The organism is Thermogemmatispora tikiterensis (genome assembly GCF_003268475.1).
In the GTDB taxonomy this organism is placed as follows: domain Bacteria; phylum Chloroflexota; class Ktedonobacteria; order Ktedonobacterales; family Ktedonobacteraceae; genus Thermogemmatispora; species Thermogemmatispora tikiterensis.
This window is the reverse complement of sequence record NZ_MCIF01000002.1, coordinates 3,456,671-3,471,613: the sequence shown is the minus strand read 5'-3', so window position 1 is coordinate 3,471,613 and position 14,943 is coordinate 3,456,671. Positions and strand designations below refer to the sequence as shown.

At 60.0% G+C, this 14,943-nt stretch carries 10 protein-coding genes and 1 tRNA gene; 6 read left to right on the top strand and 5 right to left on the bottom strand.

The window, feature by feature from the left end:
- Positions 1–35: 35 nt before the first annotated feature.
- Together purM and purL are read right to left on the bottom strand one after the other, a co-directional pair.
- Complete coding sequence (purM, locus tag A4R35_RS13950) at positions 36–2,018, bottom strand: phosphoribosylformylglycinamidine cyclo-ligase (RefSeq protein ID WP_112430346.1); 1,983 nt, start codon at positions 2,016–2,018, stop codon at positions 36–38.
- The gene (gene purL, locus A4R35_RS13945; protein WP_223258338.1) at positions 2,015–5,062 is read right to left on the bottom strand and encodes a phosphoribosylformylglycinamidine synthase subunit PurL; all 3,048 of its coding nucleotides are present in this window, start codon (positions 5,060–5,062) and stop codon (positions 2,015–2,017) included. The genes purM and purL overlap by 4 nt, the downstream gene beginning before the upstream one ends.
- A gap of 316 nt (positions 5,063–5,378) precedes the next feature.
- Here purL and A4R35_RS13940 point away from each other — a divergent pair, with 316 nt between their 5' ends.
- Complete coding sequence (locus tag A4R35_RS13940; protein ID WP_112430344.1) at positions 5,379–6,293, top strand: class I SAM-dependent methyltransferase; 915 nt, start codon at positions 5,379–5,381, stop codon at positions 6,291–6,293.
- A gap of 45 nt (positions 6,294–6,338) precedes the next feature.
- Here A4R35_RS13940 and A4R35_RS13935 read toward each other — a convergent pair whose 3' ends face one another.
- Positions 6,339–7,484 carry a LacI family DNA-binding transcriptional regulator gene (locus tag A4R35_RS13935; RefSeq protein ID WP_112430342.1) on the bottom strand — a complete coding sequence of 382 codons (1,146 nt, stop codon included), beginning with the start codon at positions 7,482–7,484 and terminating at the stop codon, positions 6,339–6,341.
- A 299-nt stretch (positions 7,485–7,783) separates the two neighbouring features.
- Here A4R35_RS13935 and A4R35_RS13930 point away from each other — a divergent pair, with 299 nt between their 5' ends.
- Both A4R35_RS13930 and A4R35_RS13925 read left to right on the top strand, forming a co-directional pair.
- Complete coding sequence (locus tag A4R35_RS13930) at positions 7,784–11,302, top strand: DNA polymerase III subunit alpha (protein WP_112430340.1); 3,519 nt, start codon at positions 7,784–7,786, stop codon at positions 11,300–11,302.
- A 101-nt stretch (positions 11,303–11,403) separates the two neighbouring features.
- Positions 11,404–11,477, top strand: a tRNA-Pro gene (locus A4R35_RS13925).
- Between the two features lie 335 nt (positions 11,478–11,812).
- Here the strand turns inward: A4R35_RS13925 and A4R35_RS13920 are convergent.
- Together A4R35_RS13920 and A4R35_RS13915 are read right to left on the bottom strand one after the other, a co-directional pair.
- Positions 11,813–12,364 (bottom strand): anti-sigma factor family protein, encoded by a 552-nt coding sequence (locus tag A4R35_RS13920; RefSeq protein ID WP_112430338.1) that lies wholly within the window; start codon positions 12,362–12,364, stop codon positions 11,813–11,815.
- Positions 12,351–13,019 (bottom strand): RNA polymerase sigma factor, encoded by a 669-nt coding sequence (locus A4R35_RS13915; RefSeq protein ID WP_170293327.1) that lies wholly within the window; start codon positions 13,017–13,019, stop codon positions 12,351–12,353. Before A4R35_RS13915 ends, A4R35_RS13920 begins: the two co-directional genes overlap by 14 nt.
- A 137-nt stretch (positions 13,020–13,156) precedes the next feature.
- Between A4R35_RS13915 and A4R35_RS13910 the strand changes: the two genes are divergently transcribed.
- The 3 genes from A4R35_RS13910 (at position 13,157) to A4R35_RS13900 (ending at position 14,539) form a co-directional block, all read left to right on the top strand.
- Positions 13,157–13,591, top strand: coding sequence for a DUF6249 domain-containing protein (locus tag A4R35_RS13910; protein WP_146747220.1), 435 nt, complete (start codon positions 13,157–13,159; stop codon positions 13,589–13,591).
- A 160-nt stretch (positions 13,592–13,751) separates the two neighbouring features.
- Positions 13,752–14,243 carry a beta-class carbonic anhydrase gene (locus A4R35_RS13905; RefSeq protein WP_112430332.1) on the top strand — a complete coding sequence of 164 codons (492 nt, stop codon included), beginning with the start codon at positions 13,752–13,754 and terminating at the stop codon, positions 14,241–14,243.
- Positions 14,244–14,314: 71 nt separating this feature from the next.
- Positions 14,315–14,539, top strand: a complete 225-nt coding sequence (locus A4R35_RS13900; RefSeq protein WP_112430330.1) for a hypothetical protein — start codon at positions 14,315–14,317, stop codon at positions 14,537–14,539.
- The last annotated feature ends 404 nt before the right edge of the window (positions 14,540–14,943 follow it).

Genomic DNA, 14,943 nt, shown 5'->3' with positions numbered 1-14,943 from the left:
TAGGCTGATCCTGGTCTCAGAAAGACGCTTCTCACTCAGGTCAGAGTGACTCCCTCGCCCTCACGAATCTCGCCGATTGGTACCAGCTCGGGCACCAGGCGCAGGGCCTGGTCCACCTGGTCCTGCGCAACTACCAGCACCATGCCGATGCCCATATTGAAGGTACGGTACATCTCGGCATCGCTGATCTGGCCCAGGCGAGCGATCAGCGTGAAGAGGGGGGGAACTGTCCAGGCCGCGGTCTCGATAATTGCCTGCGTACCTGGCGGCAGAATGCGTACAACGTTGCCCTGGAAACCGCCGCCGGTGATATGCGCCAGACCCTTCAGGGCTGTCCCCAGCCCGGCGCGCAGGCGCATAATCTCCGACAGATAGCAGCGATGGGGACGCAGCAGAGCCTCGCCCAGCGGCTCCCCCAGCTCCGGAAAGACTGTTTCCAGCGGATAAGCGGCAAAGACGCGCCGCGCCAGCGAGTAGCCATTGGTATGCAGGCCGCTGGAAGGCAGTCCGAGCAGGACATCGCCGGCGCGAATCGTCGCCGGATCGATGCGCTCCGCCGCCTCGACCACCCCGACCAGTGTCCCGGCCAGATCGAAGCTACCGGGCACATACATATCGGGCATCTCGGCGGTCTCGCCTCCCAGCAAGGCACAACCAACCTCTTGACAGGCCTGGGCCACGCTTGCCACAATCGTTGCCGCCTGCTCGGGGTCAAGCTGGCCCGTTGCCAGATAGTCCATGAAGAAGAGCGGCCTTGCTCCCTGGGTCAGCAAATCATTGACGCAGTGGTTGACCAGATCGTAGCCAATCGTCGAAAAGCGGTCCATCTGGACCGCCAGGAGAGTTTTGGTGCCCACCCCATCGGTGGTAGCCACGAGTACTGGCTCGCGCATCTCCTTAAGCGCTTCGGCCCGGAAGGCAGCAGCAAAGGCCCCCACACCGGCTAACACTGCGGGACCGTGGGTAGCGCGCACCGCTGCCTTCATCAGCTCAACAGCATGTTCACCCGCCTCAATATTGACCCCGCTCGTTGCGTACGAGAGAGAGGTTGGCGCCGGCTCGCGCCTTACCACGGCCACCGCCGCTGTGCGTCCTCGCTCTCCGCTCGTTGAAGCCGACATCGTCGCAGACGTGCGCAGGTGCCCAGGCTGCTCGCGACCCTCACGCTCACCATCCAGACGCGCCGTCCACATGCGCCGCCTGCTGTTCTCATCGCTACCTTCACTGCCTTCGGCAGGAACCACTGGCGGCTCTATTCCCAGCAGCTGACAGACGTAGGCAAAGGCATTCTGGAAAAGCAAGAGACCATCAGCTGGACTGCGCTGCTGTGGATGCTGCAGCGCGCGCACATAGCGCTCGGGATGGGGCATCAGGCCCAGCACATTCCCCGCCGGATTGCAGACGCCGGCCACGTTCGCCTGGGAACCGTTAGGGTTAGCCGGATAGCCATCGCCATCGTAGAGTAGCGCAATCTGCTCGTGCTGGCGCAGCTCCTCTAGCTGCTCTGCGCTGGCTACCACAAAGCGCCCCTCGCCATGCGCTACAGGAAGTTCCAGGGGGCGATAAATGCCGCGCGTAAAGATACAGCGGCTACTTTCCGTCACCAGCGAGATCCAGCGGCATTCGAAGCGACCCGAGCTATTGAAGGTCAGGCTGGCCGTCTGGCGGAGATTCCTCCAGTCAGTATGTGGCAGCAAACCGGCGCGCACCAACACCTGAAAACCATTGCAGATGCCCAGCAGTGGGCGGCCCTCCTCCACAAAGCGCTGCAACTGCCGCCCCAAATGCACCGTCAGATTCTTGGCCAGCAGCGTTCCGGCCCCCAGATCATCGCCATATGAGAAGCCCCCAGGCAATACCAGGAAATGGTAGCTCAGCAAGCGCTCTGGCTCGCGCAGCAGCCTATTGATATGGACTAGCTCCGTCTCAAAGCCGGCCAGACGACAGGCATAAGCCGTCTCGCGTTCACAGTTAATGCCCGGCGCACGCAGCACCAAAGCGCGCGGCACAACGCTCATGGCAACTCTCCCTTCCAGGCAGCCTGCAGCTCAGCGATTGAAAGATCGATCAGTGTCTCCGCCCCGTGTTTGATTACAAAACGCCCGCTGGCTGTCACATGGCCGAGAGCCGCCAGCGCTGTCACACCCCCAGCCCGCATATGGGCCTCAAAAGCCTCGCGCTGACTTGGAGCCACCTCAACCAGAAAGCGCGAGGGACTTTCGCTAAAGAGCAGCACAGCAGGGCGAAATCCTTCGGCCAGCTCCTCCAAACCGGTCGCCGGCTGACGTGCCAGATCGAGACTCACGCCGAGCAGGCCAGCCAGGGCCATCTCCGCCGCCGCTACTGCCAGTCCCCCTTCCGAAAGATCGTGACAGGACTGCACCAGGCCGCGGCGAATGGCCTCCCCGAGGGCCTTCATCGTTGTTCGCGCCTGCTCAAGCTCCACCTGTGGCAGGGCCGTTGTTGGCAACAGCTCCGGGCCCACCACCTCGGCATAATGGGAGGCCGCCAGCTCATTGCGCGTCAGGCCCACCACATACAGCAGATTGCCCGCCGCCTTCAGGGCCATGTCGACCGTACGGGAAGCATCCTCAATCACTCCCAGTGCTGAAATCAGCAGCGTGGGAATCACCGGCAGACGGCGCTCACCAAAGCGATACTCATTATTCAGGCTATCCTTGCCCGAGATAAAAGGAGTGCCAAAGCCCAAAGCGGCGTCATAACAGCCACGCACCGCCCGCACCAGCATCCCAAGCTGCTCAGGATCGGCAGGATTGCCCCAGCAAAAATTGTCCAGCAGCGCTGCCCGCTCGATATCGCCGCCCAGAGCTGTCAGATTGCGCAGGGCCTCATCCACCGCGTTGAGGGCCATATGATAGGGATCGATCTTGCCGTACAGTGGATTAATCCCATTCGTCAGCACCACCCCGGCACGCGGCGCGCTCAGGTCCTCTAGCAGCGGCTGCAAGACCGCCCCATCGCCGGGACCATTGCCGGCGCGCCCCACCAGCGGCTTGCGCACTGTCGCCCCCTGCACCTCATGGTCGTAGCGTCGCACCACTCCCTCTTTCGAGCCAATCGTCGGGTGGCGCAACAGCGTCAACAGGACATCAGCCGCATCAGGAAGGGCCTCCGGCGAGGCCGTCGCTGACCCGACTGTGAGAGGGCGCCGTTGCCAGAGGGCCTCCAGGGTGCGCTGAGGACGGCCCTCGTGCAAGAAAGCCATCTCCAGGTCGGCTACCACCTCCTTACCCCAGGTGACCGTCAGCCGCCCATCGGCAGTAAACTCGCCCAGGACTGTTGCCTCCACCTCCTCCAGCGCGCACAACTCCAGCAGCTCATCGAGGCAGGCGGGAGGGACAGCTAACACCATACGCTCCTGAGCCTCCGAGAGCCAGACCTCCCAGGGGGCCAGTCCCTGATACTTCAACGGCGCCCGCGCCAGGTCCACCCGCACCCCTGTCTGGGCGCCCATCTCACCGATCGCCGACGAGAAGCCACCCGCTCCACAATCGGTGATGGCATGATAGAGACGGCGCTCGCGGGCCTGGAGGACTACATCGGTCACCTTCTTCTCCGTGATGGGTGCTCCGATCTGCACCGCACTACCGGCCACTGCCTGTGTCTCGCTGCTCATCTCGCCGGAAGAGAAGGTTGCACCGTGAATCCCATCGCGTCCTGTGCGACCGCCGAGGACCACCACCAGGTCGCCCGGCTCCACGGCCCGTGGATGGCTTCCATGAGGCAGCAAGCCCAGACAGCCGCAGAAGACCAGCGGATTGCACAGGTACTCACGATGGTAGAGCACCGCCCCGTTGACTGTCGGGATGCCCATCTTATTGCCGTAGTCACGTACCCCATTCACCACCCCCGAGGCTACCCGTCGCGGAGCCAGTACACCCGGGGGTAGCTCCTCCACTGGCGTATCGGGCGGCCCGAAGCAGAGCACATCAGTACAGGCGATGGGGCGAGCCGAAACCCCCAACACATCGCGGATCACGCCGCCGACCCCCGTATTGGCCCCACCGAACGGCTCAATCGCCGACGGATGATTATGCGTCTCCACCTTAAAAGCCAGATCATAGCCATCCGTGAACTGCACCAGCCCCGCATTATCGCTGAAGGCTGAGACCACCCAGGGGCGAGCTAGTTCGCTGGTCGCCTGCATGATGAAAGAGCGCAGCAAGCCAGGAATCGTCTCCTCGATCGCGGTCTCCCCGGCGGGGGTCAGCTCGCGATAAACAACCGTGGCCTTAAACGTCTTGTGAGAACAATGTTCCGACCAGGTCTGCGCCAGCGTCTCCAGCTCCACATCGGTCGGAGCGCGCCCCTGCCGGCGGAAATACTCCTGGATCGCCTGCATCTCCTCTACCGTCAGCGCCAGCATTCTCTGCCTGCTCAAATTGCTCAGTTCTTCAACGTTCATTTCAGAGAGGGCCAGGCGAGCAACGTGGGGGGGAGAGGAAGGGGAGGGAGCAGGACCAGCTAAGGATAGACGAGGAGCTGAACGTCCGGAGCTGCCGGCAGCTCGCTCGCCCTCTGCTGGCAGCAAGCGATAGAACTGGATCACCGGGTTATAGAGCAAAGCCTCGGCGATTGCTCGCACATCCTGCCGGCTTAAGCGCTCATCCAGAAAATATCGCCGGCCCGTAGCAACTCGTTCCAGGCCGGCGATTCCAAGCAGTGAAGCGGCAAGCAAGACGCTTTCCGCCAGAGTATCAGTGACGCCTGGAAGAAAAAATACGTCTATGATATGACCAGTAGCCCCAGAGGAAGAGCGCCCAGCAGAAGGCAACAAAGAGAAGGTCTGAGTGACAGGATCAATCAGCAGCTCGCGGGCGAGGCGTGTAATCTCCTCCGGCGAGCAAGTTCCACTGAGAGAGTAGAGCTGAGCGGTGCGGAGAAAAAGGGAGGGAAGACTCTCACCGAGGGCGGCCAGCGCGGGCAGCCTGGCACGCGAGAGAAAAGACAGCTCACGGGCAAGCTGTTGGGCCGGGATGTCATACTGCGGCGAGGTTGCCCGTACCTCAATATGGTAGTCGGTCACGGTGCTTCTACCCACACTTCGTCCCGTCCAGGGGACAGATTGCTGTTTCCATTGAATGGAACAGCCTCATTGTAGCACTTTCGGGTAACCTCTGGCAAGGCTATGGAGGGGTAGCCTGCTATGCTTTCTACAGATCAGAATTGACAGAGTTTCGGTGACCGATAACTGCTATCTTGCAGTACAATATCTTGATGCAGAATAACCTTTCAGCTTATACTACTATGCAGTAAAACTCTGCTTTAAGAAAAAGACTATTTTCTCGTGAAGTCGGGGCAGATATCGATCCTACCCCGTAGGACTGGCGTTTGAGGTGAATGAAGGAGTGCATTTCATGGTGGCTTCCCAGAACCACATCCTGAGAGGCTGCGGCTACATACTGGATGCGGAGAACGCAGCAGAAACGGCGCGCCTCATGTTGCGTGACAGGCTGGTCAATGAGGTCATGGGGGGAGTGCTGCCGGAAGGAGTCGAGGGCCGGCGCTTGGAGAGCATTCTGGATCTGGCGTGTGGACCTGGGGGCTGGGTACTGGAAACGGCCCAGTGCTATCCGTGGGCGCGAGTCACGGGTATAGACATCAGCGAGACACTCATCCAGTATGCGCGAGCCCAGGCCCAGGTTCAGGGGCTGAGGAACGCATGCTTTGAGGTCATGGATCTTCTAGAGCCGTTCCCGTTGCCCGGCGACAGCTTTGACCTCGTCAATGCCCGCGACCTGACAGGCCTCCTCACGCCTGCCACCTGGCCGCGAGTTGTGCATGAGGCTTTACGGGTCTGTCGACCTGGGGGCATCCTGCGGCTCACCGAATTTGAGCGACCGATAAGCAACGGTGCGGCCTTTACGCAGCTCCAGGAGTTGACCAGGCGTGCCTTTCAACGCACAGGGCGCAGTTTCGCGCCGCCCAGCCATCATCTCGGCATCCTGCCGCGACTGGCTTCCCTCCTGCGCGATGCAGGCTGTTACCAGATTCAGCAGCGGGCCTATGTCCTGGACTTCTCCGCGGGCAGCGAAGCTCATGAAGCCCTCTGTCGCGGCTACGAAGTCGAGCTATTGCTGATCCGCCCCTTCCTTCTGGAAGCGGGAGTTACCACCCCGGCTGAATTTGACGACCTCTATCGCCGTGCCCTCGTGGAGATGTTCGACGAAGACTTCGCCGGTCTCTGTTACATTCTGAGCGCCTGGGGCAAGAAAGTCTGCCCCGATCCTGGTCTCAACGGGAGAGAGGCGCCGGTATCCTGGTCCGCTTAATCTGGCTGCTGGGCCAGTAGCGAGATCGCCACGACATAGCTGTGGCTACAAGCGGGCATAGCAAGGAGGAGGAGCCGTTGTAGCCCGCACCACCAGTGTCGTCGCCAGGCGGAGGCGCACCGGCTCTGCGCTCTCAATCGTAGCGGTCATCGCTGTTTGCGATTGCGACTGCGGAGAGCCAGCGAAGCGTGCCAACAGCGGCGAAGCGCGCAGCAGCGCAGCCCCAGGGCGATCAGGGGTCTCTAACAGAGATAACAGCAACTCTAGTGCGCACCGGCCCATCTCCGTGAGCGGCTGGCGCACTGTAGTCAAAGGCGGGCGCATATGGCCAGATGAGGAGATGTCATCGAAGCCGACCAGCGAGACATCTTCGGGGATACGCAGGCCAAACTCCTCGGCTGCTCCCATAACGCCGTAGGCTGTCAGATCGCTGGCGGCAAAGATCGCCGTTGGGCGGCTACGCTCGGGCATTGCAAAGAACTGGCAGGCGCAGGCCCGGCCTCCTGGGGGCATAAAATCGCCTTGCAGGATCAGCGACGGGTCCAGAGGGAGGCCGTAGTCCTGGAGAGCATCGCAATATCCCTGGAAACGCTCGCGTGAAACCTGATACTTGAGTGGCCCCTGGATATGAGCAATGCGCCGATGCCCTAGCTCGATCAGGTGGCGTGTTGCCGCATAGGCGCCAGCGCGATTATCTGCCGTGATCCACGGAAGCTGCTCGGGCGGCAGGCCCTGATCATCGAGCAAGACCACAGGCAGGCCCTGCCGCTGCAGTGCAGGCAGGTAACGTGCTGACTGACCCGGGAAAATCGCCAGCAGCCCTGCGATCAAGCGATTCGCCAGAATGCGGTTAATGACATCACTGCGGTCACGCTCATGGTTGCTGGTCTTAATGCTGTAGAGCACCAGCTCATAGCTGGTCTCCTCAACGACCTCGGCGATGCCCCGCATGATGTCAGGGATCAGCGGCCAGGTAAGGGCCGGCACCAGGACGCCGATCAGGTGGCCCTTGCCAGCGGCCAGGCCCGAGGCGGCCACGCTCGGCACAAAATTGTGTTCTTCCATGATACGCAAGATGCGCTCACGCGTCACCGGATCAACGTCCGGCTTGTGATTGAGCACCCGCGAGACCGTGGCCTTGGAGACACCAGCCAGGCGGGCGATATCGCTGATCGTCATGCGCGTGCTCATGCTCCTGCCTCACTGCGTCTTGCATGCAGCCTCTGCTATGCTGTCGCCTTCTAGACGTTACCGGTTACGATACCGGTATCGTAACCGGTTACAAGGTAAAGTGTAATAGCGAATGCTTGCTATGTCAAGGGGACACGACCGTAGTCGGAAGGCAGCAAGTAGAGGGTGGGGGAGGAATTACTCCCGAAACAAGTGCAGGCGGGATGCAGGTCATAGGCCGATGGTCACATTGACAGCGCAGATGGCGCCTTCTATCCTGAAGTACTGGAAATTCTTACGGCGGAGGCAGATATTCAGTCATGGCTCCTGACTTTGCCCATCTGCATGTTCATACGGAGTACTCCCTGCTTGATGGCCTCAGCCGCATCAACGCCCTGGTCAAGCGTACAAAAGAGCTAGGTATGAAGCATCTGGCCATTACCGACCACGGCGTCATATACGGGGCCATCGAGTTCTATAAAGCCTGCAAAAATGAAGGTATTCATCCTGTTATCGGTGTCGAAGCCTATCTGACTGAAGATCTTCATGATCGGACCAAGCGCTATAAAGAGGACTATAACCATTTATTGCTTTTGGCGAAGAACTATACAGGCTATCGCAATTTAATGAAGCTGACGACCATTGCCAACACCGAAGGGGTGCATCTCAACAAGCCGCGCATCGACCGCCGCTGTCTGGAGCAGTATGGCGAGGGGCTGATTGCCACCTCCTCCTGTCTGGGCGGCGAGATCCCGCAGCTCTTGATCCATGACAAGATCGATGAGGCGCGCAAGATCATTCGCTGGTACCAGGATGTCTTTGGCCCGGAGAACTTTTATTTCGAGATCCAGGAGCATAGTGGCTATCCCGAGCAGGAGATCGTCAATAAGCGCCTCTACGAGCTGCATCGGGAGCTGGGTGTGCCCCTGATCGCCACCAACGACCTGCACTATGTCACTGCCGAAGATGCTCATACCCACGAGGTACTCCTTTGTGTCCAGACTCAGAGCCAGCTCAGCGATCCGCGGCGCTTCAAATTCGAAAGCCATGAGTTCTACTTACGCAGTCCCGAGGAGATGCTGCGGCTCTTCCCTGACCTGCCGGAAGCGCTGCTGAATACGGTGCGCCTCGCCGAATCCTGCGAGGTTGATCCGCTGGCCTATAAAGCTTCGCTGCCCGCCTATACCATTCCCCCTGAGTTTCCCTCTCAGGAAGCTTACCTCTATCATCTCTGCCTGGAGGGAGTCAAAGAGCGCTTCGGCGAGATGACCGAGCGCATCAAGCAGCAACTTGACTATGAGTTCAACCTGATTGTACAGAAAGGCTTTGTTCCTTATTTCCTCATCGAATGGGACTTTGTGAACTACGCGCGCCAGCACGGCATTCGTTGTTCGGCGCGTGGCTCGGCAGCGGGCAGCCTGCTGGCCTACGTGCTCGGCATCACGAATGTTGATCCGCTGCGCTACCAGTTGCTCTTCGAGCGCTTCCTGAACCCTGAGCGCTCGGATATGCCCGATATTGATATGGACTTTCCCGATGACCGGCGTGCGGAGGTCATCGACTATGTAGCGCGCAAGTACGGACACGAGTGCGTAGCCCAGATGGTCACCTTCATGACCATGGCCGCCAAAAACTCGGTGCGTGACGTAGCGCGCGTCATGGGGCAGCAGGAGCTGGGTGACCGCATTGCGCGTCTGATCCCGACGGGACCCAAGGTCACATTGCGCAGTGCCGTTGACAGCGTTCGCGAACTGCGCGCCCTCTACGATCAGAGTCCGACGGCGCGCGAGCTGATCGATCAGGCGATGGCTCTCGAAGGCTCGGTCCGCGGCACCGGTGTTCACGCCGCTGGCGTTATCATCGCCAACGAGCCACTGGAACACTTTGTACCGTTGCAGGCCATTAACCCGAAAGATCTCTCGCAGGGCTGGAAGACTCAATACGAGCAGGCCCATCTAGAGGAGCTGGGCCTGATCAAATTCGACTTCCTGGGCCTCTCCAACCTGACCATACTCGACAACACCCTCAAGTTCATCAAGCAATCGCGCGGCGAAGAGGTGATTCTGGAGCAGCTGCCGCTTGATCCGCTACCCGAGAGCGACGAGCGCAGCCGTGAGCTGAACGAGAAGCGCGCCCGCGCCTTCGCCCTGCTCGCCGAAGGCGAGACCACCGGCATCTTCCAGCTTGAGGGTGCCAAGATGCGCGAATACATCAAGCAGCTCAAGCCGACCTGCATCGAAGACATCACCGCCATGGTGGCCCTCTATCGTCCCGGGCCGATGGATAGCATCCCGGACTTTATCGCCGCCAAGCATGGCAAGAAGCAGGTCAGCTACCTTGATCCGCGCCTCAAGGAGTGGCTGGAAGAGTCCTACGGAGTGATTGTCTATCAGGACCAGGTGTTGCAAATCGCCGTCCATCTGGCTGGCTTCTCATGGGGCAAAGTCAATAAATTCCGCAAAGCCCTCAGCAAGAAGAAGATGGACGAGGTCGAGAGCTACAAAGGTGACTTCATCGAGGGCTGTCTCAAGAATGGCATGAAGCGCGAGGTGGCCGAGCAACTCTTTGAGCTGATCCTGCCCTTCGGTGGCTACGGTTTCAACAAAGCCCACGCCGCCAGCTACGCCGTCGTCGCCTACTATACCGCCTATCTCAAGGCCAACTATCCCGCAGAGTTCATGGCGGCTACCATGACAACGGAGGCAGCCGATGCCAAGAAGATCGCCAATGCCGTAGCCGAATGCAAGCGCCTTGGCGTCCCTGTCTGGGGGCCGGATGTCAATGCCAGCCAGAAGGGTTTTACCGTCGAAAACGGCGGGGTCCGCTTTGGCCTGCTGGCGATCAAAGGTATCGGCGAAGGCCCCATCGAAGAGATCTTGAAGGCCCGTGCCGAGGGTGGCCCCTTCCGCGATCTGGCCGACTTCTGCATTCGCGTCGACCCGCGCACGGTGACCCGCGCCGTGATCGAAACACTGATCAAAGCCGGCGCGATGGATAGCCTGGGCGATGGTAAGCGTCATCAGCTTCTGGAAGCCGTCGAGCGAGCCATGCAGATCGGCAAGAGCGAGCGCACCGCCCGAGAGAAGGGACTGATCAGCCTCTTTGGCGAGAGCCTGAGCGTCGAGCAAAGCTTCGCCTTCCGCCTCAATCCTGACACGCCCGAGATCCCGCGAAAGCAGTTGCTCAACTGGGAAAAGGAATTGCTGGGCGCCTATATCTCCCGCCATCCCCTCGCCTATATCAGCGATCTGCTGAGCAAGCGCACCACCCATACGACTGGCCAGCTCAGCGAAGAACTGGAGAACCAGGAAGTGACGCTCGGCGGCACCATTCTGGAGGCACGGCGTATTACCACTAAGAAGGGCGAGACCATGTGCGTGGCGAAGCTGGAAGACCTGACAGGAACGGTCGAGGTCACGGTCTTCCCGCGTGTCTACGAGCGCACCGCCGATCGCTGGGTTGAGGAGGCAGTGGTCCTGGTGCGGGGAAAGGTGCAGATGCGTCGCGATGAGCCGACGCTGATCTGCGATGAGATCGAACCGTTGCAGGCTGCCGAGGAGGAGCTGAATCGCCGCCGTCATCAGGTCTGCCTGCGTTTCCGCACCGGCGGCGAGAGCGAGCGTGCTATCTCTGACGACCTCATCAAACTGCAGGACCTCTACCGCTACATCCAGGAGCGGCCCGGGCGCGACCGCTATGAACTGATCATCGAGAACGGCCATTGGCGTGTGCGCCTGCGTCCGCGCGATAACACGATGCATTATTCGCCAGAGCTGCATGCAAAACTTGAGGAGCTGCTCGGGCGCGAGGCCATTACAGTCCAGGCGCTCGATGCCTGACCTGACAGCGCCATCGGCCCTGAGCGAGGAGGCACTACCGGGCGAGCGGACCAGGGCTTGACAAAGGAAAAGCCATTCTGCTATACTGCAGTTGTCAATGGCGGGGCGTAGCGCAGCCCGGTAGCGCACCACAATGGGGTTGTGGTGGTCGGAGGTTCAAATCCTCTCGCCCCGACCTGTCGAGGCACTGGTGAAAAACCAGTGCCTCTTTTCTTGTGCTCTGTAAGAGAAAGGGCTGCTAACAGAGCCAGGCAGCGCGATCGAGACAGCATGCTGCGACCAGCGCACTGCCTGGGAAGATCAGAAAGAGCCACCCACAGCAACGCCATCAGGGCGGGCGCTGCAACGATCCAAGCCAGGTAGCAAGCATGCGTCAACGCTCAGGAGCAGGAGGCACACACCTCGCTAAAGCTGCCCTGACCTCGGGTGATCCATTACCTTCGCTGGTGGCAAAGAGGGAGAGAGAAGCAGGCAGCCTCTGGATCTGCCGGCGACTGGATGCGCTGCAGCCTAGTGCAGGACAGGCAAGCGCTCCCAGACGGCACGCAGCCAGCGTGAACGCATTTCCTCCCCGGCTACCAGCAGCGTGATGCAGATGCCGATCAACGTGCCCATGATCCAGCAGACCAGCATCAGGGTCGTCGCATCCATCGTTTGCAGCAGGTGGGTAGTGGAGGCCAGAAGGGCGAACAGCGGACCACCCTCCAGCGGAAGGAGGCGAAGGACAGCTGGCTGAGTCAACAGGCTACCCAGGGAGGCAACCGTTGCCAGCAGAGCGGCGGCCAGCAGCTCGCCTGGGGAAGGACGCAACTGGGCCAAGAGCGAGGCGGGCTGCTGCTGGGGAGTTCGAGCGACACGCTCCATAATGCGCAGAGAGAGATCCTCTGGCTCGGCGATCAACTGAAGGCTCTCCAGGTGGTGCACCACCTCCTCAAGCAGCTCTAGCTCAGCGCGGCAGCGGGCGCAGCGCGCCAGGTGGCGCTCCAGCGCCTGCAAGCGCTCACCAGGCAAGCGCCCGTCAAGATAGAGCTGGAGCTGGGAGACAGCCTCACTGCAGCGCATTCGTCACCTCCGCTTTCTGGGAATCTGCCTGGCGCTGGGCCTGTAGACGCTCCTTGAGCAGATTGCGGGCCCGGAAGAGGTGAGTTTTAATGGTACCAATCGGCATCATCAGAATCTCCGCCATCTCCTCATAGGTCATTTCCTGCAGGTGTCGCAGTACCAGAACAATGCGGTACTTTGTGGGTAACGCCTCCAGTTGTTCACGGACCAGAGCCTGGCGATCACGAGCTTCGAGGGTAGACTCGGCCTGGCATCGTTGGCCGCCGGCTTCATCCAGGAGCTGCTGTTCCTGCATGGCGTTCTGGAGAGCCTTATCGCGTCTGCGCTGTTCAAGCTGGCGCAGGCAACAATTATAGGCGATGCGATAGAGCCAGGTAGGGAAACGGGCCTCGCCACGAAAGGTTGGTAGACCCTGCCAGGCGGCCAGGAAAGCCTCCTGTGTAATCTCGCAAGCCTCCTCGTAGTCCTGCAGCATGCGCAGAATCATATTAAAGACGCGTCGCTGGTAGCGCTGGACGAGCAGAGCGAAAGCCTCGCGGTCCCCATGCTGGCTGGCTCTGACGAGCTGAGCGTCATCCTGCTCCAGGCGAGCGCGAGCAGCGCCGGAGAGGGGGAGATTCAGGCTGCGAGCGGAATGCAGCAGATCCTCGTTCATAGGTTGTGCATCAAGCCTGGTACGACTGGAGAGCGAAGCTCGGCCAGGAACGAAACAAATTCGTAGTGCAGGACCCTTTCTCAACCGACTTATCTTATATATTATACACGCGAGGCAACAGTAACGAGGTCGGATGCATGTCATCGAATGTCCTGGCGGCCCTTTTGGGCTGGCTCCTGGCCCTGGTCATCTTTTGTGGCTTTATTGTCCTGCTACGCTACCTTGACCATCGAGAGCGCATGGCGCTCATTGCCCGTGGTCTAGACCTGGAGAGCCTGCAGAGGCGTAGCCACAACCGGCGAACTCTACGAGCAGGACTGATTACCATGATGGTCGGGCTGGCCTTAACCTTTGGTCTCTATCCCCTGGGTTTCATGCTTCCACCAATGCTGAGGGCGGCCCCTTTTCATCTTGGCCCCTGGCTGCTGCCGGGCCTGATCCCCTTGGGAGTGGGAGCTGCCCTGGTAGTCAGCTACTATCTGGAGCAGGATGGACAGCCCCCGCGCGATCGCCAGCGACCGTCTCCGCCCTTCACCCCACCGCTCGAAAACAGCCAGTCAGAGCCTGACTGAAAAAGAGGTCAATGGCCAGCTACGCCAGGCGTACGCCATTGACCTCCTTTATCCTCCTTTTGGATCTGTCTCTTGACAGTCGCCTCTCGCCGGTCTATACTCAGAGCAAGTTATTTTAGTAGATCAACTAAGTCAACAATAGCCACTAGAGGAGGTAGCCATGTCGCTTATCGAGGAGCTGCTAGCGGCCAACGAGCGTTATGCGGCCACCTTTCAGCAAGGGGAGCTGCCGCTGCCGCCGGCCAAAAAGTTAGCGATTGTCACCTGTATGGATGCGCGAATTGATCCGGCGCGTATCCTGGGATTAGAGGAAGGCGATGCCCATGTCATTCGCAACGCTGGGGGACGCACGGCGGAGGCCCTGCGCTCACTCATCATCTCTCAGCAGTTACTAGGGACCAGGACCATCGTGGTCATTCACCACACCGACTGTGGCATGCTCACCTTCGAGAACGCTGATCTGCAACGGCGCCTGCGAGAGCAATTCGGCGTGGACGCCTCGGCGATCGACTTTCTGCCATTTAAGGATCTGGAGCAGTCGGTGCGCGATGACATCGCCCTGCTCCGCTCTTCTCCTTTCCTCCTGAAGGAAAGTGAGATTGTTGGATTCATCTACGCTGTCCATAGCGGGAGACTCTTGCCCGTCCACTAGCAGGCTCGCTGCTCAGGAGAGGCGGCGGACCAACAGAGAGAACGACGAGGAGGAGGAACAAGCAGAGCGGTATGGAGCGCGATAGTCTGGTGCTGGGATCGCTCGTCTTTCGAACCAGCCGCGAAGGATTGATCGTTGAAATCGCTGGGCGGCGCTATCTACTTGATAGCCAACATAGTCGGCAATTGCACCAGTTTCTCCATAGCTATCAGTGTGAGCAACGGCAGGATTCAGAAAGCGAGGGGCGAGAGCATCACCTTCCCCTCTGGGTCTATGCGATGCATGAGCTGGGATAAGTCTCAAGCAGCGGGAAACTTCTGCCGCGATCGGCAGAGGAGCTACCTACGGCCTCCCCCGCTCTCAGCAGCTATCCTAGAGCAGGCTCTGGCCTGGGCAGGCAGCGTGCTTACCCAGCAGGGGATGACCTTCTGATTTTTTCCCAAATTCCTCGCCTAACCCCCTTGACAGCCGCGCCAAACAGTGCTATCATCTCCACTGCACTCGGGAACGCAGAAACAACACCAAACCTGCCCCGGGTGCTCGCTGGATCACATGGCCGTAGTGCCAGGTGCACCTGAACAACTGAAGAGTGATAAGGCTTTGAGTTGAGTGACGACCGGAAACCTGGGTTTACAGGCGGCTGGCCTTTACCAGAATGCCAATGAGAGTCTCCAGGTGAGGAGACTTTCTGATAGATCTT